This window comes from Olsenella absiana, assembly GCF_036408855.1.
In the GTDB taxonomy this organism is placed as follows: domain Bacteria; phylum Actinomycetota; class Coriobacteriia; order Coriobacteriales; family Atopobiaceae; genus Olsenella_K; species Olsenella_K absiana.
Map to the genome: position 1 here is coordinate 120,853 of NZ_JAZGJQ010000002.1, position 22,542 is coordinate 143,394.

Here is a 22,542-nt window from a genome sequence, read left to right on the forward strand (position 1 = left end):
CAAAAGCAACCTTTTTCGTTCTAAGAGTCATGGAAGCGTTGCAAAGTGATAAATTTCAGACTGATTGGTTATGATAAGGTAGCAAACCAATCGCATAGTTCGGATTGTTCGCTCGGCGCCCTCAGCAGGGATCGGCCCGGGGTTCTACGAGGGGGGTTCTGATGGGACAGAGCAGGGCGTTCGTCGAGAGGCGCAGGGCCAGCATGGAGGAGCTGATCCGCTCGCGCGGTCAGGTCCAGGTCTCCGACCTGGCGGACCACTTCGGGGTCTCCCCCCTCACGGCGAGGCGCGACCTCGACTACCTCGAAAGCAAGGGGCTGGTCTCGCGCCGCTACGGCGTGGCGATGAGCCGCGACGACGCAGGCGGGCTCTCGGGCACCAACAGGATCGAGCGCGCCAAGTCAGCCATCGCGCAGCGTGCGGCGGAGCTCGTCGAGGACGGCGAGCAGGTCTTCGTCAACACGAGCACCACGGCGCTCGACGTGATCGGCAAGATCGCCTCGCGCGACGTGTCGGTCATCACGAACAGCGTCTCCGGCCTCACGATGGCCACGCCCTCCCCGGGCATCACGGTCCTCGTCACCGGGGGCGAGGTGCGCATGCCGCGCGGCGTGCTCTCCGGCGAGTTCGCCCTCAACAACATCCGCAGCGTCACGGCCACCAAGTGCTACGTGGGCTGCGCGGGCGTCACGGCGGAGGCGGGCGCGACCTCCAACACCCTGCAGGAGGCCATCGTCAACTCGCAGATGCTGCAGCACTCCACCTACAAGGTGATCCTTGCGGACTCGACCAAGCTCAGCAAGCAGGCGGGCTTCGCCTACGCGCGCGCCGACGAGTTCGACCTGCTCATCACCGACAAGTGGGCGACCCCGACCGACCTGGCCGAGCTCAGGGACGCGGGCCTCTCGAACATCGAGGTCGTGGACCCCGACGAGCTCGTCGGCCCGCTGCTCCCATAGGGATATCCCGGCGCCGCCCCCTACGCCTCGAGGTCGCGAAACGAGAAGCTCCTGCGCCCCTCGGCGAAGTCCGCGACCACGTCGCCGTGCCCGACCAGGCGATACTTGTAGGTCTCGAGGCCCTCCAGGCCGACCGGCCCCCGCGCGTGGAGCTTCCCGGTGGAGATGCCGACCTCCGCGCCGAAGCCGTAGCGGAAGCCGTCCGCGAAGCGCGTGGAGCAGTTGCGGTAGACGCCGGCCGAGTCGACCATCTGCATGAAGTACTCGGCGACCTCGTCGTCGCGGGTGACGATGCAGTCGGTGTGGTGCGAGCCCCAGCGGTTGACGTGCGCCACGGCCTCCTCCACGCCCGAGACGACCCTGGAGCTCATCACGTAGTCGCCGTACTCGGTGCCGAACTCGTCGTCGCCCATTAGCTCCACCGCAGGGTCCACGCCGTCTCCCGCGGTGAGGTCGACGACCTGCCGGGTGCCCCTCAGGCGCGCCCCCCTCCCCGCGAGGGCCGCCTGGACCATGGGCAGGAACTCGGCCGCGACCCCCTCGTGGACGAGGAGCGTCTCTGCGGCGTTGCAGACCGCGGGGTACTGCGTCTTGGCGTCCACGACCACGCGGCAGGCGAGCTCCAGGTCCGCGTCCTTGTCCACGTAGACGTGGCAGACGCCCGAGGAGTGGCCCATGACCGGAATCTTGGTGTGCTCCTGGATGTAGCGGACGAAGGCGTTGGAGCCGCGGGGGATGAGAAGGTCCACGTCCCCGTCGCAGCCCAGGAGCTCGTCGACCTCCGCGTGCGACTCGGCGAGCGCGAGGCTCTCAGCCGGCAGGCCCGCCCCCTCCACGGCCCGGTGGACGACCTCGAAGAGGGCACGGTTGGTGTTCGCCGTCTCCTTGCCGCCCTTGAGCAGGGCGCAGTTGCCGCTCTTGACGCACAGGGAGGCGACCTGGACGAGCGCGTCCGGGCGGGCCTCGAAGATCACGCCGATCACGCCGATGGGGCAGCTCACGCGCGTGAGGACGAGGCCGTCCGCGAGCTCGCGGTTAAGGGAGACGCGCCCGATCGGGTCGGGCAGGCCCTGGAGCCCCTCGAGCTGCGCCTGGCTCTCGGCCATCTTGACCTCGTCGTAGCGCAGGCGCTTGCGGATGGTGGCAGGAAGGCCCGCCTCCTCGGCGGCCGCCAGGTCGAGGCGGTTGGCCTCGAAGATGATGGGCGCCGCGTCCCTGAGCCCGGCCGCGATCCTCGCCAGCGCATCGTTTCGCTGCTCCAGCGAAGAGGCGCCCAGCCGCGGGGCGGCCGCCTTCATCCTCCGTGCCTCTTCCCTCACGCCCATGTCGACCCCCTCGCAAGCCCCGGCGCCGGGGCGACCCGCCCGCACGGCGCCGGGAGACGTCACCGGTTCAGGCGAGTCTACCCGAGAACATGCGGGGACGCGGCCGTGGCGGGCCCCTTTTTCGGGAAGCGAAACCATGGGAGGGACGGGCACCCCCTGCAGCAGGGACCGCCACCCCGCCGGCGGTGGCGGGCCTACGCGGTGGTGGCGCCGGAGACGCCCTCTATGACCATGTTCTGGAAGCGGTTGCTCATGAACTCGTTCGAGTAGTGCTCGTCGACCCACTCCTCGAAGCCGTTACGCGGCGCGACGCCCGCGTCGCGTGCGGCGCGGCGCTGGAAGCAGACGAGGGTCATCGAGATGTCCGCCGCGAGGTAGACGGCGAGGAGGCCGACGAAGGCGACCTGGCGCCTGGTAGTGGGCTCGCCGATGAGCTGCAAGATCCAGGGGGTCACGACCTGCGCCCAGAGCAGCCCCAGGACGCCCCAGAAGAAGAGGAAGGGGACGGCGACCCACTTGGTGATGTGCCCCCAGACGTGCGAGTAGTCCCACGAAACGGCGCCCATGAAGGTCTCCATGCCCCAGCCGGTCACCTGCTCGAGCAGACCGCCCACCAGCATCGACACCAGGAAGATCGCCCACCACGGCGCCCCCTTGCGACGCAGGGCGAGGGAGATGATGGTGAGCAGCACCGTCCCCACGCCGTACAGGGGCGAGAAGGGCCCCCACACCAGGCCGACGCGGCTCTGCGTGAGGCCTGCGGTGACGTACATCCACGCCTCCTCGAGCAAGAGGCCGCCCACGGAGCCGACCACGAACAAGATCACGACCTGGTAGGCCGAGATGCGCAGGTGGTCGACGTAGTCGTCGCGCACGACCTTCTCGGCGTGGCGGACGAGGCGCAGCTGGCGGTGCGTGAGGCGGGGACGCTTGCCCACCTCCCTGCCGACGGCCTTCTCGACCTGGTACTCCTCGAGCAGGCGGGCTGCGACCTGGACGTCCTCGGGGACGTTTCTCCCCTCCGCCGCGCGGTGGATGAGCGGCCCCCTGCCGAGCCAGGCGACGAAGCTCCGCACGAGCCACACCACGAGCCTGATGGCGAGAAGGACCAGGAGAAGGCTGACGAGTGACCAGAACATGCCAGGACACCTCCACGGACGTGTACGCGCAGCTCCGAATGCCCGCGCGCTCCGCCTGACCCTACCATGAGCGGGGCGCGCTGTCACGCCCGCACGGTAGCCGACCCCTCGCGTCCAGCCGGCCCGCACGCGGGGCGCGAGCGGGGCGAAAGGCCCCGCGGGCGCCCGAGATACGTTGTTTTCGCAGATACCGCCGCATGCAGCCCCGGAGGGGGACGGCGCGAACGTAGAGTAGGACGGCTTTGCAACCACGACGGCCCGTCGCACGCGACGCGGTACGCAACCAATCGGAGTCACAACACATGCCAGACAAGAACAACGCAAGCGCCACCGCCCGCGAGGGCGGCGCGGCCCCCTCGTTCGAGGGGCTCGGCCTCTCCGACCACGCCCTCAAGGCGGTGGCCAGGCTCGGCTACGCGCTGCCCACCCCCGTGCAGGCCCAGGCCATCCCCGAGGTCCTCGCAGGCAGGGACGTGATGGCGGCCGCCCAGACCGGCACCGGCAAGACCGCCGCCTTCCTCCTCCCCACCCTCGACGCCCTCCCCCACGCCAGGCGCGGCCAGGGCCCCCTCATGCTCGTGCTCACGCCGACGCGCGAGCTCGCCCAGCAGATCGAGGACGTCGCGACCACCGTCTGCGCCGAGACGCACCACCGCGTCACCGTCGTCGTGGGCGGGCTCTCCTACGAGCCGCAGCGCCAGGCCCTCAAGCGCGGCGTCGACCTGCTCGTAGCCACGCCCGGACGTCTGATCGACCTCATCGAGCAGGGCGCCTGCGACCTCTCCCGCGTCGAGGTGCTCGTGCTGGACGAGGCCGACCGCATGCTCGACATGGGCTTCCTGCCCGACATGCGCAAGATCGTGGCGCGCTGCCCAGATGAGCGCCAGACGCTGCTCTTCTCGGCAACCCTCGACGACCACGTGCTCGACAACACCAAGGCGCTCGTGCGCGACCCCGCCCGCATCGAGATCGCGCCGAAGGGCTCCGCCGCCGAGACCGTCGAGCAGTACGTGCTCGGCACCTCCCGCGACGCCAAGAAGCGCCTGCTCAGGCAGATCCTCAAGCGCGAGGGCTCGAAGCGCGTGATCGTCTTCACCAACGGCAAGCACCGCGCGGACTTCATCTGCCGCAAGCTGCGCCAGGACGGCGTCAGCTGCGCGCCGATCCACGGCAACCGCTCGCAGAACCAGCGCGCCCGCGCGCTCCAGCAGTTCGCCGACGGCGAGGTGGACGTCCTCGTGGCGACCGACGTGCTCGCGCGTGGCATCGACGTGCCGGACGTCTCCTATGTGATCAACCTCGACGTCCCCACCGACGACCCGGAGAGCTACATCCACCGCATCGGCCGCACCGGGCGGGCCGGTGAGGCGGGCTGGGCCCTCACGTTCGTGACCGAGGAGGACTACCTCGACCTGCGCGACGTGGAGAAGCTCATGGGCAAGGTGATTCCTCCCTTCCCGCGCACCGACGGCCTCGACCTGGGCGAGGACCCCTTCGTGCCCGACCCGAGGCGCAACCCGCGCGAGAAGCTCCCGAGCAAGCGCGCCCGCAAGCAGATGGCCAAGAGGCGCGAGCAGCAGCGCGCGAGCGAGTCGGCCACGAGGACCGTCGGGGGCAAGCGCGAGTCCACGCCCAAGGAGCGCAAGCGCACCCCCGCCGACGCCAGGAGGGCGACGGAGGGCAACGCCACGCCCAAGCGCAGCTCCGACGCGAGGCGCAGCCAGGGCAGGCGCGGCCAGTCGCAGAGGCGCCAGCGCCCGGCAGGGACGGCCCAGCCCAAGGCGCCGTCGGCGAGCCGGCAGAAGCACCGTCGCCACCCGGGCGACCACGGAGGCAGGCAGTAGCGGAGCGCAACGTAGCAGGAGAGGGGGCGCGGCCCGGTCGGGCCGCGCCCCCTTGCGTCTCGGTCTCAGCCCCCTCGCGCGCCCAGGGGCGCGGCTGCCCTCGCGGGGCTACGCCGGCACGGCGACCCTGCGGTAGGTGACGCCGCAGGTGTCGAGGCAGCGGCGCGAGATCTGGTTGTCCAGGGTGCCCTCGTACTTGTCGTCCAGGTAGACCACCTCGCCGACGCCAGCCTGCACCAGGAGCTTCGCGCACTCGTGGCAGGGGAAGAGCGTCACATAGACCGTGGCGCCCTGCATGTCCTTGAGCGAGCCGCGGTAGTTGAGGACGGCGTTGGCCTCGGCGTGCACCACGTAGCTGTGCTTGTCGCGCAGCGGGTCATCGCTCGAGCCCCACGGGAAGTCGTCGTCGTTGATCGCCGAGGGGGTCCCGTTGTACCCCACGGACAAGATCCTGTGGTTGGTGTCCGCGATGCAGGCCCCGACCTGCGTGATGGGATCCTTGCTCCTCAGCGAGGCCGCGATGGCGACCCTCATGAAGAACTCGTCCCACGAGATTACGTCCCTGCGCTTGTCAGGCATCTCTCCCCCTCGTCCGCCCGTGCCCGGCGCCGTAAGGGGCGCCGCTGGGCACCGGTCTACTCCTTCGCGCTCGGTATGTCCATGAGCTCGAAGCGCCAGCGCTGCCGGGCCTCGGGGTGCCTCTCGGCGTCCACCTCGGAGAGGAACATGCCCTCCGGCCTCACCCACAGCGAGCCGTCGCCGTAGAGCTTGCGGTACACCACGCACCGCTCGCCCGTCTCGGAGTCCGTGGCGACCCCTTCGACGAGGTAGTAGTCGCCCTTGAAGTGGCGGTAGACCCGGTGCGGCAGCACCTTGCGCGCCCCTGCCGGCTCCTTCGCCCCACGCGCGAGCGCGAGGAAGGGCTGCTCGGAGACGGACCTCCCGGTCGCGGCGGGACTCTCGGTCGCGGCGGCCGCCTCGCGCTCCGCCAGGCACTCCCCCAGGCATCGCTTCACCTTCGACTTGCAGTGCCCACACTTGGAGCCAGCGCCGGTGGCGGAGCGCACCTCCTTGTAGGTGCGGGCCCCTCCCTCGACGGCACGGCGCACGTCGGCGCGCGTGACGTGCTTGCACTCGCAGACGACCTCGTCGCCCTTCTCGCCCCGCCTCTTCGAGCCCATGGAGCCCCCTTCCCGACGGCATGCGTCCTGCCACGGTACAACCGGGCGCCCCGCCCGCCAACCAGACGCCGCGGCCCCGCCGCAGACGGTGACGCGACGGGGCCGGACGGGACGTGCGACGGGCGATTCGCCTACTCGAAGAGCGTGGCGACGAGGACCAGGGCGAAGCCGCAGGCGACGCCCGCCGCCGACGCCCACGCCGGCTTGGTGCGGGCGACGTGCGGCACGAGCTCCACGAAGGCGATGTAGAGGATCATGCCGAAGGCGACGCAGGTCAGCATCTCCATGACGTGCCCGGAGACGTAGCCCCTGAGAAGCATCATCACGAGGCCGCCGGCGACTGTGGAGAGCAGCGCCCCGCCGAAGGCCAGCGACTTGACGCCGCGCCCCTCCGTGCGCAGCGCCGTGAAGACGAGCATGCCCATGGGGATGTTGTGCAGCGCCACGCCGAAGGCGTAGACGAGCCCCTGCTGCAGGGAGACGCTGGCGAGGGCGTACATGGCCATGCCCTCGACCAGGTTGTGGAGCGCGAGGGCGACGACCGAGAGCAGGCCGATGTGGGCGTCGATCGCGTCCTCCGAGACGTGGTGCTCGTGGGCCGCCGCGTCGTCGTGGTCGGGGACGAAGAGCTCGAGGAGGGCGAGGAGCCCGAAGCCCGCGCCGACGAGCAGAAGCGCGCTCGCGGCGCCCGCCTCGCCCGCGAACTCTACGGCCTCGGGACCGAGGTCGAAGAGGGCGAGCGCGAGGATGGCGCCGAGCGCCAGCGCCGAGGAGGCGTGGCTCAGGCGGTGCGGGTCGCGGAAGAGCTTGACGAAGAGAGCCCCGACGGCCATGGACATGCCGGCGAGGAAGGTGACGAGGAGTTCCAAGGTGCAGCCTCCGAGTTTCGAGGGTGGGCTTCGGCTCGGCCGGCTAGGCGGGAGCAGGAGGCGCTCCGGGGCCCTGCACGTCCCCGGCCGCCTGGCGCCTGCGGCGACCGACGGCGGGCGCCAGGCCCGCCGTCAGGTGCAAGACCTTACCGCAAGGCCCTCGCGCAAAGCTTCCCCCGACGCCTCCTCCAAGGAACCTGCACTATGTATTACCTGCTCATATGTTTGAACGCTCAGGCCTTTGGCCGCTCCTCGGCCGCCTTGGGGGCGCCCCGGTCGACCCCCTTCGCCCCCTCCTGCACCGCCGCAAGGGCCTCCGCCGCCTGGGCCGCGTCGACGCTCGCGCCCTCGCAGGCCTTCTCGGCCTCCTCGACGCGCGCCTCGAGGTCCCTCGTGCGGCCCCTCGCATCCGCGAGGGCGGCGCGGGCCTCGCCGGCGATCCACTCGGCCTTCGCGCGCTCCTGGCTGGCCGCGTCGACCTTCGCCTGAGCCGCGTTGCCGCTCTCGATCGCGCGCGCGAGAGCCTCCGCCGCCTCGTCGCGGCGCGCCCAGGCCTCCTGCGCGATGGCGCCGAGGCGCTCCTCCTCGGTGCGACGGCTGCGAACGGACGCCTCCTCGCGGGAGAGGCGCCCCTTGGCGGCCTCCTCGGCCTCGCGGGCCTCCGCGAGCGCCCTGCGCGCGTCCGCGAGCGCGTCCTGGAGCTGCTCGGCCGTGTCGGCCGTCCTCTCCGCGGCCCCGCGGGCGCGCGCGAGCCGGGCCGCCAGGGCGCGCTCCTCGAGCCCGCCGGGCTCGAGGAGGCAGGGCAGCAGCTGCGCGACCTCCTCGCGCCACCAGCGCCAGTCGTGGCTCACGTCCGTTCCCCAGTACTCGAAGGTCGCCGGGATCCTGCAGGCCGCGAGCGCGCCCTCGAGCGCGCGCTGCGTGTCCGCGCCCGTCTCGCTGCCGTGGGTCCCGCAGACGAAGGCGAGCGGCTTGCCGGCGAGCTCCGCCATCGCCTCGTCACCGAGGGACGCCACGATGTCGACGGGCGAGAAGGACAGCCAGCCCTCGTCGAGGTCACCGTCCACGAAGGCGCGCACGTCGTAGGTGCCCGAGACCGCGAGCAGCCCGCCGTAGAGGTCGGGGCGGCGCAGCATCTCGACCGCAGCGTTCATCGCGCCCATCCCGACGCCCACGAGCAGCGGAAGCTCGTCGGCGGAGGAGACGGCCGAGACGTAGTCGTGGAGCTCGCCCTCGACGTAGGCGAAGTAGGAGCCGACGCTCCCCACGCGGTAGCCCTGGTCGGCCGTGCGGAAGTACCAGCCCTCGTCGTCGGCGGAGTCCGTGGCGAAGAGCTGGACGCGCCCCTCCCCGACCAGGTCCGAGAGCCGCTCGATCATGCCGTGGTTCTCCCAGCTCGTACACGAGGCGTCCCCCTCGGGGAACACGATCACGGGACGGCCGGCGTCGCCGTAGACCACGACGTCGAAGTCCTTCTCCGCACTCGCGCTGGTGAGCGTCACGTCAGCAACGTACATGGGACCTCCGATCGATGCAGTCGCGTTCTGTTGTGAGAGGCCGCACATGCGGCCGGGGACCTCTGGCGGCAGGACGCGTCGCAGGCGGCAGGCGCCCCTGGCGGCCCCGGGCTAGGCCTCGGGGCCGCCGCCCGTCGCGGGAAGCGTCCCGTCCTCCTGGGCACGCCTGATCGCGTACTCCATCCTCTGGACCATCGGGTCCACCGAGGAGCCCGGCGCCGCGTGCTCGGTCCTGGACATCTGCTGGACGAGGGCCTCGAGCGGGTCGTTCTTGGCGTCCTCGGTCGGCTCGTAGCCCACGACGTCGTAGCCGGCCGCGCCGAGGGCCATGCCCACGATCGAGAGGTCGATGCCGGCGTCGCGCGCGAGGTCGGCCAGGGTGCGGTCCCCGTCGAGGTCGGCAAGGCCCAGTTCGCCCACCAGCTCGCCCGCCTCCGGGCACCGCCGCACGAGCTCGCGCGGCGTCCAGCCCAGGTCGATCGTGCGCGCCTCGTGGGCGGGGCCCGCCATAGCGTCTAGCTCAGCCATCTGCCATCCCCTCCAGGCGCCCTAGACGAGCTTGCCGTTGCAGTGGTCGATCATGTGCTGGACCATCTCCGCGGTCCAGCCGGTGAAGTCGCGCTTGCGCTCGACGAGCTTGCCGTCCTGGAGCTCCTCGTAGGCGACCTTGACCTTGGTGTAGCGCGTCACCTTGGACGGCTCGTCGCGCGTGAGGCAGCCCTCCTCGACCCTGAAGGCCTTGAGGCCCATCATGAGGCGGGGGTTGTACAGCACGTGCGGGTTACGCTCGTCGTCCAGGTAGACGCAGACGGCCTTGCAGACGCCGATCTGGTTGGCGGCGAGGCAGGCCGCGTCGTCGATCGTAGCAACCGTGTCGACGAGGTCCTGGGCTACCGCGGCGTCCTCCGCCGTGGCGCGCTGGCAGCGCTTGGAGAGGACGGCTTCGTCCCTCACGAGATCTCTGACCATGGGGTGCTCCTCCTTGTCCGGGCCGGCCGCGGGCCGGCCTCAGGTGCTCGCGCGCCGGCCGCGGGCCGGCGCAGGCTCGTTTGCCGGCTAGTCCGCCGGCGTCCACTCGGTCTCGGGCTCCCAGTCGACGAGGCACCTGTCGAGCCCCGCGACGAGCGCGTCCTTGTCCATGCCGCGGCCGATCACGCAGATCTTGGTCATGCGGTCGCCACAGACGGGGTCCCAGTCCTCGAGCAGCTCGGGGTTCTCCTCGAGCATCTGGCGCTTCTCGTCCGCGGGGGCGGAGTCCACGAAGAGACCGTTCTCCGAGAGGGTCACGCGCTGGCCGGCCTGCTCGAAGACGTAGCACATGTCGGGATCCTGGGCCGCCCACAGCATGCCCTTGGAGCGCACCACGCTGTCCGGCCAGGTCTGCACGTAGCTGGAGAGGGCGTCGACGTCGAAGGGCTTGCGGCGCTCGTACACGAAGGTGGAGATGCCGTACTCCAGGACCTCCGGGTCCTCGTGCTCCTCCGGGTGCTCCATGGCGTCCATCCACGCGGCGGAGTTGTAGGCCTTCTCGAAGTCGAAGCGGCCGGTGTCGAGCAGCTCGCCCATCGGCACGTCGCCGCGGGTAGCCTCCACGATGACCGCGTCCCTCTGCAGGCTGCGGACGATCGCCTTGAGCTCCTTGATCTGCTCGGGCGTGACCGTGTCCGTCTTGTTGAGCACGACCGTGGTGCAGAACTCGATCTGCTGGATGAGCAGGGCCTCGATGTCGTCCTCGCCGACGTCCTCGGCGAGGAGGTCCTTACCGCCGTTGAACTCGTCGAACATGCGCGCGCAGTCGACGACCGCGACGATGTTGTCGAGCCGCATCGGCGCGTCCCCGCCGTACTTCTCCTGGTCGCAGAAGGCCGAGATGGTGTAGGCGATGGGGATGGGCTCGCAGATGCCGGAGGCCTCGATCACGATGTAGTCGAAGTCCCCGGTGTTGGCGATGGCCTGCAGCTGGTTGGTGAGGTCGTTCGAGAGCGTGCAGCACAGGCAGCCGTTGGTCATGGGTATGAGCTCGTCCGTCTGGGACAGCCCCCCGTTCTTGATCAGGCTGGCGTCCACGTTGACCTCGCCGATGTCGTTCACGATGACAGCGGCGCGGATGCCCTCGTCGTTGGCGAGGATGTGGTTGAGCAGCGTCGTCTTGCCGGCGCCGAGGTAGCCCGTCAGCAGGACGATCTTGACCTGCTTCCGGGGCTTGCGGTTGAGCTTCATGTGAGCCTCACTCCCGTTCGGGAACTCTAGGTCCAGAGGGCGGCGCTGGCACCCGGGCCCGAGCGGTCCTCCCCGTGACAGCCAATGGTAGCGCCCCGGGAGGGGCCGTCCGCGCGCCGGCCGTCGATTCCAGACGATACCCAAGAGCCGCGAGGCCCATACGCCGCGGTGCCAAGCGCCCGGGCGAGAAGGACCCGCGCCCCGGGCGTCGCCCGCCGCGCAGGCGCGCCCGGGCGGCCTAGCCCTCGCGGAAGGCGATGGTGCCGGTGGCGGGGTCCATGGCCTCGACGATCGCGAGCGAGTCCACGCGCAGCCCCTCGCCCCTGAGGCGGGCGCCGCCGGGCTGGAAGCCCTTCTCCACCGCGATGCCCACCCCCTCGACCGTCGCGCCGGCCTGGCGGCAGATCTCGACGAGGCCGTCGATCGCGCAGCCGTTGGCGAGGAAGTCGTCCACGATCAGGACGTGGTCGGCGGGGCCGAGGAAGCGCCGGGAGACGATCACGTCGTAGGTGCGCCGGTGGGTGAAGGAGGTCACCTTGGCCGTGAGGACCTCGCCCGTGAGGTTGATGCTCTGGCTCTTCTTCGCGAAAACGGCCGGCACGCCGAACTCGGCGGCGACGATGGCCGCGATGCCGATGCCGCTCGCCTCGATGGTCAGGATCTTGTTCACGGGGGCGTCCGCGAAGTCCTCGTGCCACTGGCGGGCCATCTCCTGGAACAGGCCCACGTCCATCTGGTGGTTGATGAAGGAGTCCACCTTCAGGACGTCTCCGTCCACCACGATGCCGTCCCGCCTGATGCGCTCCTCCAGAAGCCTCATGTCCGACCACCCCTCGTCGCCTGTGTAGGCAGACAAGGATAGCGCACCGGCCGCGGGCGTCGGGGCCGCGGCCGGTGCCGGCCCCCCTAGTGGTGGAAGAGCCTCATGTGCGTGAAGCACATGGCCATGCCGTACTTGTCGGCCGTCTCGATCACGTTGTCGTCGCGGATGGAGCCGCCGGGCTCGGCGATGTAGGAGACGCCGGACTTGTGGGCGCGCTCCACGTTGTCGCCGAAGGGGAAGAAGGCGTCGGAGCCCAGGGTCACGCCGGTCTGGGTGGCGACCCAGGCGGCCTTCTCCTCGCGGGTGAGGACCTCGGGCCTCTCGGCGAACCACTTCTGCCACTCGCCCTCGGCCAGCACGTCGTCGTGCTCGTCGGAGATGTAGACGTCGATCGCGTTGTCGCGGTTGGCGCGACGGATGCCGTCGACGAACTTGAGCCCGAGCACCTTGGGGTGCTGGCGCAGGTACCAGGTGTCGGCCTTGTTGCCTGCGAGGCGCGTGCAGTGGACGCGGCTCTGCTGGCCGGCGCCCACGCCGATGGCCTGGCCGTCCTTCACGTAGCAGACGGAGTTGGACTGCGTGTACTTGAGCGTGATCAGGCTCACGATCATGTCGACCTTGGCGTCGTCGGGGATGTCCTTGTTCTTGGTCACGACGTCGGACAGCAGGTCGCGGTCGATCCTGAAGAAGTTGTGCCCCTGCTCGAAGGTGACGCCGAAGACGTCCTTGGTCTCCTGGGGGCCGCAGACGTAGTCGGGGTCGATCTGGACGACGTTGTAGGCGCCCTTCTTCTTCTGGGCGAGAATCTCGAGCGCCTCGGGCGTGTAGCCGGGGGCGATGATGCCGTCGGAGACCTCGTGCTTGATGTAGCGGGCGGTGCGCGCGTCGCAGGGCTCGGAGAGGGCCGCCCAGTCGCCGTAGGAGCTCATGCGGTCGGCGCCGCGGGCGCGGATGTAGGCGCAGGCGATCGGCGAGAGCTCGCCCTCGTCGTCCACGAAGTAGATCTTCTTGTCCGTCTCGGAGAGCGGCCTGCCCACGGCGGCGCCGGCGGGCGAGACATGCTTGAACGAGGCCGCCGCCGGCATGCCGGTCGCCTCCTTGAGCTCGCGCACGAGCTGCCAGGAGTTGAGGGCGTCGAGGAAGTTGATGTAGCCGGGACGGCCCTGCAGCACCTTGACAGGGAGGTCGGAGCCGTCCCTCATGAAGATGCGCGCGGGCTTCTGGTTGGGGTTCATGCCGTACTTGAGCTGGAGCTCGTTCATGTGGGGTCCTTTCTCGGGCGGTCCTTGGCCGGCTGGCCGCGCCCTCCCTAGTCGCCGAGGTTCTTGTTGTAGATCCTCACGCTGCCGCCGACGTTGGCGTACAGCGAGACCTTGTTGTCGGCGTTCAGCGCCGCCCAGACCTCGTCGGGGGTCGGCAGGCTCACGCACACGGGCTCGCCGGCAAAGCTCGGCAGGGGGTCGCCGTCGCCCTGGTAGGTGCTGATGAAGTAGCCCACGCCCTCGTCGGCCCCCTCGTAGGAGAAGAACTGGCGCAGGCAGCGGTCGGACGCCGAGTCGGGGTCGTGCTTCAGGATCGACAGCTCGAAGGAGCCGTCGGGGTAGACGACGGAGCTGATGCGCGGGGTGTAGTTGGGCGCGTCGGGCTCGTACTCGCGGGCCATGCAGCCCTCGCGGAAGCTGCCGCGCTCCACGATCGTGTCAGTCTGGTCCCCGTTGGTGACGACGAGCGCGTCGCCCATGGTGCGGACGGGGTGGTAGATGATGAGGCTCGGGTCCTCCATCTTGCTCGGGTCGTGCGCCTCGGTGCGGATGCCGTCGTCCGTCTCGACAAAGACGCGGTTGCGGCTGTTGGCGCTGCGCCCCATGATCCAGTAGTAGACGCAACCCTTGCCCACGACGATCCCGCGCCCGGGGTAGGGGTTGCTCTCGAGCAGCTCTCTCAGGTCCTGCATGTCACTCCTCGCTTCCACGTCTTCCGCCAGGCCTCGCCCGGGCGCCGAAAAACGAGAAAGGGCAAGTCATCCTCTCGCGAGAACGGCTTGCCCAGACGGTCGGCGCTCGGTTGCATGCGCTGCTTCCCCCTGGTCGGCCAGGATTACCCGTCAGTAACAGCGCGCTAGCTCCCTTGCACTTTAGCACGCGAGGGACCCTCCCGCGCGCGAGGCCGCGACCCCAGGTCTCCGGCATCGCTCGGCAAGCGGTGCCGGGGGCCGGCAAGCGGCGCCCCGCGCCGGGCCCATGGTATAGAATGGCCCAGTTGAAGCAGCATCTCCCTCCCGGACGCGGGCCGGGGGGCGGCCACAGGAGGCCTTACGTGTCCGGATCCGAGCTCATCGACATCTACGACCGCGGCGGCAGGCGCACCGGCAAGGTCATGCAGCGCGCGAACGCCTTCCTCGAGGAGGGCCAGTACATGCTCTACGTCCTGGCCGTCATCCAGAACCTCGAGGGTAAGTTCCTCATCACCCGCCGCGCCCTGGACAAGCACTGGGCGGCGGGGAACTGGGAGGTCACGGGCGGCGGCGTGCGCGCCGGCGAGGCCTCCGGCGAGGCGATCGTCCGCGAGGTGGGCGAGGAGTGCGGGCTGGACGTCTCGGCGCAGCCGCTCGTCCCCATCTTCCGCTACGAGAACGTGGACCTGCCGCGCGGCGACAACTACCTCGTGGACATCTACCACTTCCACCTCGACTTCTCCCCCGCCGACGTCACGCTGCAGCGCGCGGAGGCCATCGACTTCAGGCTCGTGGGCTGGGACGACATCGAGCAGCTCAACCAGCGCGGCAGCTTCCTGCACTTCGAGCGCGTGCGCCAGGCCCTCGCGGCCGAGGGCGTCCTGTAGGGCTGTAGGGCGCGGGCGAGAAGGACCCGCAAGCGAAGGTGAAGGAGGGGCCCGGGCAGCGTCGCCCGGGCCCCTCCTTTGCAGACGTCCTTCTCGCACGCCCCTCTCCCCGCGCGGGGCCGGCGCCTACTCGTCGCCGAAGACCGCGTCGATCCAGCCGCGGAGGAACTCCTCCTTCTCCGCGCGGCCTCGGGCGAGCTCCGCCGCGGCGACCACGGGCACCCACTGCATGATGACCTGCTGCGGGATGTCGGCGGCCTTGGAGTAGAGGGTGAGGTAGCGCTTGGCGCGCTCCTCGCTCTCGACGCTGAAGAGCAGGTAGGTCGTGGCGGCGTCGACCTCGGGCAGGCCGGCGGTGACGTGCGCCCAGTCGCAGACGTAGGGCGCCGAGCCGTCGTCGGGGACGATCACGTTGGTGGGGTTGAAGTCGCCGTGGCAGACCTTGAACCCGCTCTTCATGCCGCGGATGCGGATCTCGAGGTCGTAGCGGACGCTCGGGTCGACGGACTTGACGCTCTTGACCATGCGGAGGAGCTTGTCCTTCTGGCGGTTGAGCAGCGGCGCGTCGGTCTTCTGGTACTCGACTTGCAGCTCGACGAACTGCTGGAGGTACTTGTCGGCGCGCTCGGGGACGTCCTCGGCCGCGAGGGTGGCGAGGTCCTTGCCCGGGACGTACTCCGTGGAGAGGGCCCAACTGCCCTGCCACTCGCCCTCGGAGACCTGGGAGACCTCGACCAGCTGGGGCACGCGCAGGCCGGTCTCGGAGACGCGGGCCAGGTTCAGGGCCTCGTTCACCACGTCGGAGGCGGGCTTGCGGTCGTTGAAGACCTTGACTATGCGGTTGCCGTCCTGGTAGACGGCCTTGTTGTTGCGGCGGACGATCTCGACCTTACTGTCTGACAGCTTCATATCGAACCACTCCTTTGTCGCAACCTTGCACGACGTCAGGGGGCGCCCCGCCCCGCTCCGGGGCACCCCGATTCCTGCCACCTGCGAGCTTACTCCTCGCCCACCTCGTAGAACCGGGCGGGACGGCCGTAGTACGCGTCGAGGTAGAGCTCCTTGATCTCGGAGATGAGCGGGTAGCGCGGGTTGGCGCCCGTGCACTGGTCGTTGAAGGCGTTCTCGCTCATCTCGTCGAGGGTGTCGAGGAAGTACTGCTCGTCCACGCCGTACTCGGCGATGGTGTGCTTGACGCCCACGTAGTCGAAGAGGTCGGCGATCATCTGCACGAAGTTCTCGAAGACCTCGCGGTCGTCCGCGCCGGTGGCGCCGCAGTAGCGGCCGGCCTCGGCGTAGCGGTGCAGGGTCTGCGGGTACTCGTACTGCGGGAAGGTGCCCATGCGCGTCGGCCTCTCGGCGGCGTTGTAGCGCATGACGCGGGTGAGGATGACCGCGTTGGCCCAGCCGTGCGGAATGTGGTGGTAGGCGCCCAGCTTGTGCGCCATGGAGTGGTTGACGCCGAGGAAGGCGTTGGCGAAGGCGAGGCCGCCCAGGCAGGAGGCGTTGGCCATGTGGTCGCGGGCCTCCACGTCGGTGGGGTCGTCGTAGGCGCGGCGCAGGTACTGGAAGACGAGCTTCATGCCGCGCAGCGCGAAGGAATCCGTATAGTCGGAGTGCATCATCGAGACGTAGGCCTCGAGGCAGTGCGTGAGGACGTCGACGCCGGAGGCGGAGGTGAGGCCCTTGGGCTGGGTCATCATGTTGTCGGTGTCGACGATGGCCATGTTGGGCATGAGCTCGTAGTCGGTGATCGGCCACTTGATGCCCGTCTCGGCGTCCGTGATGATCGCGAACGGCGTGACCTCGGAGCCCGTGCCCGAGGAGGTCGGGATGGCCACGAAGTAGGCCTTCTTGCCCATCTTGGGGAAGTCGTAGACGCGCTTGCGGATGTCCATGAAGTCCATCGACATGTCGGAGAAGTCCTCGTCGGGGTTCTCGTACATGGACCACATGATCTTGCCGGCGTCCATCGCCGAGCCGCCGCCGATGGCGATGATGGTGTCGGGCTCGAAGGCGCGCAGCAGTTCCTCGCCCTTCTGGGCGTCCTGCAGCTTGGGGTCGGGCGAGATGGACCAGAAGCTCGCGTGGGCGATCCCCATCTGGTCGAGCTTGTCCTCGATCTTCTTGGTGAAGCCGCTCTTGTAGAGGAAGGAGTCGGTGACGATGAAGGCGCGCTTCTTGTGCATGACGGTGCCGAGCTCGTCGAGGGCCGTGGCCATGCAGCCCTTCTTGAAGTAGATCTTCTCGGGGGTGCGGACCCACAGCATGTTCTCACGCCTCTCTGCCACGTACTTGAAGTTGAGCAGGTTCATCGGGCCGACGTTGCCGCAGACGGAGTTGCCGCCCCAGGAGCCGCAGCCCAGCGTGAGCGAGGGCGGGACCTTGAAGTTGTACAGGTCGCCGATGCCGCCCTGCGAGGTCGGCGTGTTGATCAGGATGCGGCAGGTCTTCATGGCCTCGGCGTGGCGCGCGATCTTGTCCTTCTCGCGCGTGTCGACGTAGAGCGCGGAGGTGTGGCCGTAGCCGCCGTCGGCGACGAGGCGCTCGGCCTTGGCGAGGGCGTCGTCGAAGTCCTTCGCGCGGTAGAGCGCGAGCGTCGGGGAGAGCTTCTCGTGCGCGAACTCCTCGGCGGGCGACACGTCGGTGACCTCGCCGATGAGCACCTTGGTGCCCTTGGGCACGGAGATGCCGGCGAGCTCGGCGATCACGTCGGCGGGCTGGCCGACGACCTTGCGGTTGACGGCGCCGTTCACGATGAGGGTCTTGCGCAGGCGCTCGAGCTCCTCGCCCTCGCCGAGCACGTAGCAGCCGCGGCGCTCGAACTCGGCCTTGAGCTCGTCGTAGACGTCGTTGAGCGCGATGACCGAGTTCTCCGAGGCGCAGATCATGCCGTTGTCGAAGACCTTGGAGTGGATGATCGAGTTGGCCGCGAGGCGGATGTCGGCCGTGGAGTCGACCACGACGGGCGTGTTGCCCGGGCCGACGCCGAGGGCGGGCTTGCCGGAGCTGTAGGCCGCCTTGACCATGCCCGGGCCGCCCGTGGCCAGGATGATGTCGGCGTCGTGCATGAGCTCGTTGGTGAGCTCGAGCGTGGGCTCGCCGATCCAGTTGATGATGCCCTTGGGCAGCCCGGCCCTCTCGGCCGCGTCGCGCACGATGCGGGCGGCCTCGGTGGTGCACCTGCCGGCGCGCGGGTGCGGGCTGATGATGATCGCATTGCGGGTCTTGAGGCAGATCAGGCACTTGAAGATGGCCGTCGCCGTGGGGTTGGTCGTGGGGATGACCGCAGCCACGATGCCGATCGGCTCGGCCACGCGCTTGAAGCCGGCCGCCTCGTCGTCCTCGACGACGCCGACCGTCTTGAGGTGCTTGTACTTGTTGTAGACGTACTCGGAGGCGTAGTGGTTCTTGATCACCTTGTCCTCCACCACGCCCATGCCCGTCTCCTCGACGGCCATCTGGGCGAGGGGGATGCGCGCCTTGTTGGCCGCGAGCGCCGCCTCGTAGAAGATCTTGTCGACCTGTTCCTGGCTAAACGTGGCGAACTCGGCCTGCGCGACGCGCATCTGCTCGATGCGCTCGACGAGGCCGTCTACGTCCACGATCGCAGAGTCGATGTCTGCCACCTCGCTGACGAGCCCTGGCTCCTTCTCTGCCATTCTTCCTCCTCATGAACGGTCTCAGTGTGCGCTTGCGCGACGGGGCGCGCCCGCGCTCTTGGGGCACATCGTATCAGAGGTTCCGCGGCCGCCCGGCAGGGCGGCGCACCGCGTCCCCCAACCTCCATTACCCTGGGGACAAGGACCAGAGAATCGTGGTCATCTTGTGGAGGGAAGCGGCAATCCGGCCCCTGGCGCGCCGCCTACCGTGCCAAGGGCGCCTTTGGCGGCCCCGGGACCGTGCGCCAGCGCCGTACGCCAGCGCCGCGCGACGCCTGGCGGAGAAGGACGCGCGGCCGGAGGCGCGCCGGGGGCCTACCCGCGGTTCCTCTCCCAGAGCAGCCTGAGGCCGCGCAGGGTCAGCTCGTCGTCGACCGCGGCCTCATGGGCGAGCAGCGGCGCCACGAGGCGCGCCCCCTCGCCGGAGACGACCACCGGCGCCTCGGCGCCGAGCTCGCGGGCAATGGCGTCGAGCAGGCCGTCTATGCGCGCGACCTCGCCGAAGACGAGCCCCGACTGCATGGCGGCCCGCGTGCTCCTGCCGATCACGCGCGCGGGCGGACGCAGCTCGACGGAGGGCAGGCGCGCGGCAGCCTCGGCGAGACTGGCCGCGCCGAGGGCGAGGCCGGGGGTGACGATGCCGCCCACGAAGGTGCCCGAGGCGTCCACGACCTCGAAGTTCGTCGAGGTTCCGAGCCCTATCGCCACGACCGGGGCGCCGAGCAGCTCGCGAGCGGCCACCACGTCGGCGATGCGGTCGGGGCCCACCTCGGCCGGGTCATCGAAGCGCATCCTGAGGCCGGAGCGGACGCCTGGCCCCACGACGAGCGGCCGGGTCGGCGAGAGCCGGCGCAGCGCGGCCGCCCACGCGTCGGAGAGGGCGGGCACCACGCACGAGAGGACCACGCCGGAGAGCCCGGACCCGTCGTCCGCGACGCCCAGGGCGCGCAGGGCCTCGCCCGTGCGCATGTTGGCCTCGTCTGCCGTAAGGCGGGCGGGCGTGGTGACCGAGAGGCTCCCCGTGAGGTCGGCGCCGGAGAAGATCCCGAACCGGGTCACCGTGTTGCCCACGTCGACGGCGAGCAGCGCGCCGTCCTCGGCACCGCCCGCCGCGCGCCCCTCGGGCCGCCCCGCCGCCGCACGTCCTTCTCGCCCCATGCGAACCCCGCCTTCCCGCCGGCTGGCGCATCCGCGCCCCGGCCCTTGCATCCTCCGCACTCTGGGTCTATATAGTGGACCATCCGGTCCGTAACCCGACTCCTCGCAAGGGGGAGCGGATATACGAGGGAGAGACATGCACGAGAAGAACACGCGCGCCCGCGAGGGCGTGCAGCTGAGCGCCGCCGGCATCGCGATCGGCGTCGTAGGCTGCGTCATCATCACCGCGTCATCGGTCTACACCGCGCTCAAGATGGGCGCGCTGCCGTGGCCTACCATCTTCACCTCCATCACCGCTCTCGTCTGCCTGCGCGCCTTCGGCCGCAGGAGCCTGAACGAGGCGAACGTCACCCAGATCGTCATGTCGGCGGGCTCGATGGTCGCAGGCGGCCTCGCCTTCACCATCCCCGGCATCTGGATGCTCGGCCTCTCGTCCGCCACCAGCTGGCCCGAGATGCTCTCCGTGGCCCTCGCCGGCACCCTGCTCGGCCTGGTCTGCACCGCCCTCATCCGCAAGCGCTTCGTCGACGAGTCCGACCTCGACTACCCCGTGGGCACGGCCGCCGCGCAGACGCTCAGGGCGAGCAGGGCCGGCGGCAGGACCGGGCGCAGGCTCTTCGGGTCGATGGCGGTGGCGGGCGCATGGTGCGCGCTCAGGGACGCCCTCGGCCTCGTCCCCGCTCTCCTTCTGCAGCTGCCCGTCCCCGGCGTGGCCTTCGGCGTCTACGACTCGCCGATGATGCTCTCGGTCGGCTTCCTCATGGGCGGGGCGGCCGCCGCGTTCTGGCTGGTCGGGGCCCTCGTGGGCCAGCTCGGCGCCGTCACGCTCGCGAGTGCGGCCGGCCTGTGGACGCTCGAGGCCGGCCAGGGAATCGCCTCGAGCCTCGGCATGGGGCTCATGATGGGCTCGGGCGCCGGCGTCATCGTCCACGACCTCGTCCCCAAGGCGGCGCGGGCGCTCAGGGCGTCTCGCGCGGGGTCGGACGGCGAGGGGGCCGAGGCCCTCACCGACGTCACCTCCCGGCTCGACCGGGGCGCGCTCGCCCTCCTCGTGGCCGCGGCCGCCCTCCTCGCCTGCTTCGCGCTCGGGCTCGGCCCCGTCGTGGCCGCCGTCGTCGTGCTGCTCTCCTTCGTGACCACGGTCATGAGCGCGCAGTCGGTCGGCCAGACGGGCATCGACCCCATGGAGATCTTCGGGCTCATCGTCCTTCTCGTGGTCGCCGCCCTGGGCGGCACCGACCAGGTGCGCCTCTTCTACGTCGCCGGCGTCATCGCCGTGGCGTGCGGCGTCGGCGGAGACGTGATGAGCGACTTCAAGACCGGCGCGCTCATCGGGACCGACCCGCGCAGCATGTGGTTCGGGCAGGTCCTGGGGTCGCTGGTCGGCGTCGTCGTGGCGACCGCCACCATGTGCGCCCTCGTGGGGGCCTACGGCACCGGCGCCTTCGGCCCGGGGCAGGCCTTCGTCTCGGCCCAGGCCTCCGTCGTCGCGACGATGGTCTCGGGCATCCCGAGCCCCGCGGCCTTCGGCGCGGGCCTCGCGGCGGGGGTCGTCCTCTACTGCCTGGGCGTGCCCTCGATGATGCTCGGTCTGGGCGCCTACCTGCCGCTCTACATGACGCTCACGGGCGCGCTCGGCGCCCTTGCGAAGGTCGCCTACGACCGCCTCGGCTCACGCGGGCGCGCCGGAGCCGAGGCCGGGGCCGCGACGGGCGCGGCCGCCCCGCAGCCGGGCGGCGAGACCTTGGGCGGCGAGCTCAGCCACAAGGACAACGGGATCGTCGTGGCATCAGGCCTGCTCGGGGGCGAGTCGGTCGTGGGCGTCCTCATCGCCCTCGCGTCCGTCGTCGCCGGGCTTCTCGCCTAGCGCGTCGGGCGCGGCCTGCCCGCCGTCGCCGGAGGGGTCGTCTCCGGAGGGCAGCGTGCCGGGATGCGCGGCGAGCCACTCCTCGGAGCGGCGACGCTGCGCAAGCGTGCCGCCCTCCTCGGCGACGCGGGAGAAGTCCCGCGCGGCCTGGGGCATGTCGCCGAGCCCGTCTGCGGCGCGGCCGTGCACGAAGAGGGCGCTCAGGCGCTGCTGCCTGGTCTGCGCCTTCTCGCCGACCTCCTCCGAGAGCTCGGCGGCGCGCTCGAGGTCGCCTGAGGCGAGCGCCTGCTCCGCGCGGGCGCTCGCCAGGAGCAGCTCCGCCGGCGCGCAGAGCGGATCGTGCAGGACGAGCTTGTCGTAGAGCCTGCCCGCGACGTCGACCACCTCGTCGATGCCGGCCGCGTCGCCCCTGTCGGCCGCGACGATCAGGCGCAGGCTCGCCTGGTTGTACGCGAGCACGCGCTCGGCGGAGCGGCCTGCGGGGTCGCCCTGCCCGATGCCGGAGACCGCCTCGAGGGCCTCCTCGTCGCGCCCCATGAGCGCGAGGCAGAGGCCGCGCCAGATCGAGAGGCTCTCGCGGAGCGGCCGCCCGGACCTGCCCTTGGGAACGACGCGGCCGTCGGCGAGAAGCCCGTCGAGGACCTGAAGGTACTTCTCGGGGTCGCAGTCCATCGTGAGGATGCACGAGACGCCGTCCCAGAGGGCGTTCATGGAGCGGCGCTGGTTGGTCAGGGTCGAGCGGCCCGCCACGACGTAGGCGAGGACGCAGACGAGCGAGATGAGCAGGTCGCCGCGAAGGAGCACGACCAGGACGATCACGCCGAGCGCGACGATGCTGCCGAGCGAGAACTGCTTGAGGCGCCGCACGTTCTTGGCCTGCACCTCGATCACGCGGCTCGCGTCCATGTCCAGGTAGGGCGAGTGGCGCAGGCCCTCGGACCCCTTGGCGCCGACTGGCTTCGTGGCGCCCCCGTCCGCAGCAGCGGTCTTCGCGGGCCGCGCGTCCCTCTCGGCCCCGTCCCTCTTGAGCTTGAGCATGGTCCTCCCCCGTCCGGCGCATGCGCGCCGCGCCTCACCCGAATCTTGCGATGCCGATTATCATATATCACCCCTCGGCCCGGCCCCGGCGGCCCGCCG

At 70.3% G+C, this 22,542-nt stretch carries 20 protein-coding genes and 1 riboswitch; of the genes, 4 read left to right on the forward strand and 16 right to left on the reverse strand.

Annotated elements, in window-relative coordinates; translation table 11 throughout:
- Window positions 1-161: 161 nt before the first annotated feature.
- Complete coding sequence (locus VXJ25_RS02465) at window positions 162-959, forward strand: DeoR/GlpR family DNA-binding transcription regulator (protein WP_330957632.1); 798 nt, start codon at window positions 162-164, stop codon at window positions 957-959.
- Window positions 960-979: 20 nt separating this feature from the next.
- Here VXJ25_RS02465 and VXJ25_RS02470 read toward each other — a convergent pair whose 3' ends face one another.
- Both VXJ25_RS02470 and VXJ25_RS02475 read right to left on the reverse strand, forming a co-directional pair.
- Window positions 980-2,284, reverse strand: a complete 1,305-nt coding sequence (locus tag VXJ25_RS02470) for a glutamate-5-semialdehyde dehydrogenase (protein WP_330957633.1) — start codon at window positions 2,282-2,284, stop codon at window positions 980-982.
- Between the two features lie 194 nt (window positions 2,285-2,478).
- Entirely contained in the window at window positions 2,479-3,423 is a 945-nt protein-coding gene (locus VXJ25_RS02475) for a putative ABC transporter permease (RefSeq protein WP_330957634.1), read from the reverse strand.
- Window positions 3,424-3,725: 302 nt separating this feature from the next.
- Here VXJ25_RS02475 and VXJ25_RS02480 point away from each other — a divergent pair, with 302 nt between their 5' ends.
- Entirely contained in the window at window positions 3,726-5,267 is a 1,542-nt protein-coding gene (locus tag VXJ25_RS02480) for a DEAD/DEAH box helicase (protein WP_330957635.1), read from the forward strand.
- A gap of 108 nt (window positions 5,268-5,375) precedes the next feature.
- On the opposite strand, the gene VXJ25_RS02485 is transcribed toward VXJ25_RS02480, so the two are convergent.
- From VXJ25_RS02485 to VXJ25_RS02530, 10 genes are all read right to left on the reverse strand, one after another.
- Window positions 5,376-5,846: a deoxycytidylate deaminase gene (locus VXJ25_RS02485; RefSeq protein WP_330957636.1), complete on the reverse strand. Its 471-nt coding sequence runs from the start codon at window positions 5,844-5,846 to the stop codon at window positions 5,376-5,378.
- A gap of 56 nt (window positions 5,847-5,902) precedes the next feature.
- Window positions 5,903-6,448, reverse strand: coding sequence for a DUF1653 domain-containing protein (locus VXJ25_RS02490; RefSeq protein WP_330957637.1), 546 nt, complete (start codon window positions 6,446-6,448; stop codon window positions 5,903-5,905).
- Window positions 6,449-6,579: 131 nt separating this feature from the next.
- Window positions 6,580-7,317 (reverse strand): ZIP family metal transporter, encoded by a 738-nt coding sequence (locus VXJ25_RS02495; RefSeq protein WP_330957638.1) that lies wholly within the window; start codon window positions 7,315-7,317, stop codon window positions 6,580-6,582.
- Between the two features lie 233 nt (window positions 7,318-7,550).
- Window positions 7,551-8,834, reverse strand: a complete 1,284-nt coding sequence (locus VXJ25_RS02500; RefSeq protein WP_330957639.1) for an alpha/beta hydrolase-fold protein — start codon at window positions 8,832-8,834, stop codon at window positions 7,551-7,553.
- 111 nt (window positions 8,835-8,945) lie between these two features.
- Window positions 8,946-9,362 (reverse strand): hypothetical protein, encoded by a 417-nt coding sequence (locus VXJ25_RS02505; protein WP_330957640.1) that lies wholly within the window; start codon window positions 9,360-9,362, stop codon window positions 8,946-8,948.
- Window positions 9,363-9,383: 21 nt separating this feature from the next.
- On the reverse strand, window positions 9,384-9,803 hold the full coding sequence (locus VXJ25_RS02510) for a peptide deformylase (protein ID WP_330957641.1): 420 nt from the start codon (window positions 9,801-9,803) through the stop codon (window positions 9,384-9,386).
- An 87-nt stretch (window positions 9,804-9,890) separates the two neighbouring features.
- Entirely contained in the window at window positions 9,891-11,054 is a 1,164-nt protein-coding gene (locus VXJ25_RS02515) for a CobW family GTP-binding protein (RefSeq protein WP_330957642.1), read from the reverse strand.
- Window positions 11,055-11,292: 238 nt separating this feature from the next.
- Window positions 11,293-11,874 (reverse strand): xanthine phosphoribosyltransferase, encoded by a 582-nt coding sequence (locus tag VXJ25_RS02520; RefSeq protein WP_330957643.1) that lies wholly within the window; start codon window positions 11,872-11,874, stop codon window positions 11,293-11,295.
- A gap of 86 nt (window positions 11,875-11,960) precedes the next feature.
- The gene (locus VXJ25_RS02525; RefSeq protein ID WP_330957644.1) at window positions 11,961-13,139 is read right to left on the reverse strand and encodes a phosphoribosylaminoimidazolecarboxamide formyltransferase; all 1,179 of its coding nucleotides are present in this window, start codon (window positions 13,137-13,139) and stop codon (window positions 11,961-11,963) included.
- Window positions 13,140-13,186: 47 nt separating this feature from the next.
- On the reverse strand, window positions 13,187-13,831 hold the full coding sequence (locus tag VXJ25_RS02530) for an IMP cyclohydrolase (protein WP_330957645.1): 645 nt from the start codon (window positions 13,829-13,831) through the stop codon (window positions 13,187-13,189).
- Between the two features lie 82 nt (window positions 13,832-13,913).
- A riboswitch (ZMP/ZTP riboswitch) is annotated at window positions 13,914-13,999 on the reverse strand.
- A 194-nt stretch (window positions 14,000-14,193) separates the two neighbouring features.
- Here VXJ25_RS02530 and VXJ25_RS02535 point away from each other — a divergent pair.
- Complete coding sequence (locus VXJ25_RS02535) at window positions 14,194-14,718, forward strand: NUDIX hydrolase (protein ID WP_330957646.1); 525 nt, start codon at window positions 14,194-14,196, stop codon at window positions 14,716-14,718.
- A gap of 126 nt (window positions 14,719-14,844) precedes the next feature.
- Here the strand turns inward: VXJ25_RS02535 and VXJ25_RS02540 are convergent, their stop codons facing one another.
- From VXJ25_RS02540 to VXJ25_RS02550, 3 genes are all read right to left on the reverse strand, one after another.
- On the reverse strand, window positions 14,845-15,627 hold the full coding sequence (locus VXJ25_RS02540) for a phosphotransferase family protein (protein ID WP_330957647.1): 783 nt from the start codon (window positions 15,625-15,627) through the stop codon (window positions 14,845-14,847).
- Between the two features lie 89 nt (window positions 15,628-15,716).
- Window positions 15,717-18,380 (reverse strand): bifunctional acetaldehyde-CoA/alcohol dehydrogenase, encoded by a 2,664-nt coding sequence (gene adhE / locus VXJ25_RS02545; protein WP_330957648.1) that lies wholly within the window; start codon window positions 18,378-18,380, stop codon window positions 15,717-15,719.
- A gap of 315 nt (window positions 18,381-18,695) precedes the next feature.
- The gene (locus tag VXJ25_RS02550) at window positions 18,696-19,538 is read right to left on the reverse strand and encodes a type III pantothenate kinase (protein ID WP_330957649.1); all 843 of its coding nucleotides are present in this window, start codon (window positions 19,536-19,538) and stop codon (window positions 18,696-18,698) included.
- A 136-nt stretch (window positions 19,539-19,674) separates the two neighbouring features.
- Here VXJ25_RS02550 and VXJ25_RS02555 point away from each other — a divergent pair, with 136 nt between their 5' ends.
- Window positions 19,675-21,405 carry an OPT/YSL family transporter gene (locus VXJ25_RS02555; protein ID WP_330957650.1) on the forward strand — a complete coding sequence of 577 codons (1,731 nt, stop codon included), beginning with the start codon at window positions 19,675-19,677 and terminating at the stop codon, window positions 21,403-21,405.
- Here VXJ25_RS02555 and VXJ25_RS02560 read toward each other — a convergent pair.
- Window positions 21,328-22,443 carry a hypothetical protein gene (locus VXJ25_RS02560; protein ID WP_330957651.1) on the reverse strand — a complete coding sequence of 372 codons (1,116 nt, stop codon included), beginning with the start codon at window positions 22,441-22,443 and terminating at the stop codon, window positions 21,328-21,330. The two genes, VXJ25_RS02555 and VXJ25_RS02560, sit on opposite strands and share 78 nt — an antisense overlap.
- Window positions 22,444-22,542 lie beyond the last annotated feature (99 nt).

What these genes read in the sequence shown, in the direction of transcription:
- VXJ25_RS02465 (WP_330957632.1), top strand. Translation starts at nt 162, where the DNA reads ATGGGACAGAGCAGGGCGTTCGTCGAGAGGCGCAGGGCCAGCATGGAG.
- VXJ25_RS02470 (WP_330957633.1), bottom strand. Translation starts at nt 2,284, where the DNA reads ATGGGCGTGAGGGAAGAGGCACGGAGGATGAAGGCGGCCGCCCCGCGG.
- VXJ25_RS02475 (WP_330957634.1), bottom strand. Translation starts at nt 3,423, where the DNA reads ATGTTCTGGTCACTCGTCAGCCTTCTCCTGGTCCTTCTCGCCATCAGG.
- VXJ25_RS02480 (WP_330957635.1), top strand. Translation starts at nt 3,726, where the DNA reads ATGCCAGACAAGAACAACGCAAGCGCCACCGCCCGCGAGGGCGGCGCG.
- VXJ25_RS02485 (WP_330957636.1), bottom strand. Translation starts at nt 5,846, where the DNA reads ATGCCTGACAAGCGCAGGGACGTAATCTCGTGGGACGAGTTCTTCATG.
- VXJ25_RS02490 (WP_330957637.1), bottom strand. Translation starts at nt 6,448, where the DNA reads ATGGGCTCGAAGAGGCGGGGCGAGAAGGGCGACGAGGTCGTCTGCGAG.
- VXJ25_RS02500 (WP_330957639.1), bottom strand. Translation starts at nt 8,834, where the DNA reads ATGTACGTTGCTGACGTGACGCTCACCAGCGCGAGTGCGGAGAAGGAC.
- VXJ25_RS02505 (WP_330957640.1), bottom strand. Translation starts at nt 9,362, where the DNA reads ATGGCTGAGCTAGACGCTATGGCGGGCCCCGCCCACGAGGCGCGCACG.
- VXJ25_RS02510 (WP_330957641.1), bottom strand. Translation starts at nt 9,803, where the DNA reads ATGGTCAGAGATCTCGTGAGGGACGAAGCCGTCCTCTCCAAGCGCTGC.
- VXJ25_RS02515 (WP_330957642.1), bottom strand. Translation starts at nt 11,054, where the DNA reads ATGAAGCTCAACCGCAAGCCCCGGAAGCAGGTCAAGATCGTCCTGCTG.
- VXJ25_RS02520 (WP_330957643.1), bottom strand. Translation starts at nt 11,874, where the DNA reads ATGAGGCTTCTGGAGGAGCGCATCAGGCGGGACGGCATCGTGGTGGAC.
- VXJ25_RS02525 (WP_330957644.1), bottom strand. Translation starts at nt 13,139, where the DNA reads ATGAACGAGCTCCAGCTCAAGTACGGCATGAACCCCAACCAGAAGCCC.
- VXJ25_RS02530 (WP_330957645.1), bottom strand. Translation starts at nt 13,831, where the DNA reads ATGCAGGACCTGAGAGAGCTGCTCGAGAGCAACCCCTACCCCGGGCGC.
- VXJ25_RS02540 (WP_330957647.1), bottom strand. Translation starts at nt 15,627, where the DNA reads ATGAAGCTGTCAGACAGTAAGGTCGAGATCGTCCGCCGCAACAACAAG.
- adhE (WP_330957648.1), bottom strand. Translation starts at nt 18,380, where the DNA reads ATGGCAGAGAAGGAGCCAGGGCTCGTCAGCGAGGTGGCAGACATCGAC.
- VXJ25_RS02550 (WP_330957649.1), bottom strand. Translation starts at nt 19,538, where the DNA reads ATGGGGCGAGAAGGACGTGCGGCGGCGGGGCGGCCCGAGGGGCGCGCG.
- VXJ25_RS02555 (WP_330957650.1), top strand. Translation starts at nt 19,675, where the DNA reads ATGCACGAGAAGAACACGCGCGCCCGCGAGGGCGTGCAGCTGAGCGCC.
- VXJ25_RS02560 (WP_330957651.1), bottom strand. Translation starts at nt 22,443, where the DNA reads ATGCTCAAGCTCAAGAGGGACGGGGCCGAGAGGGACGCGCGGCCCGCG.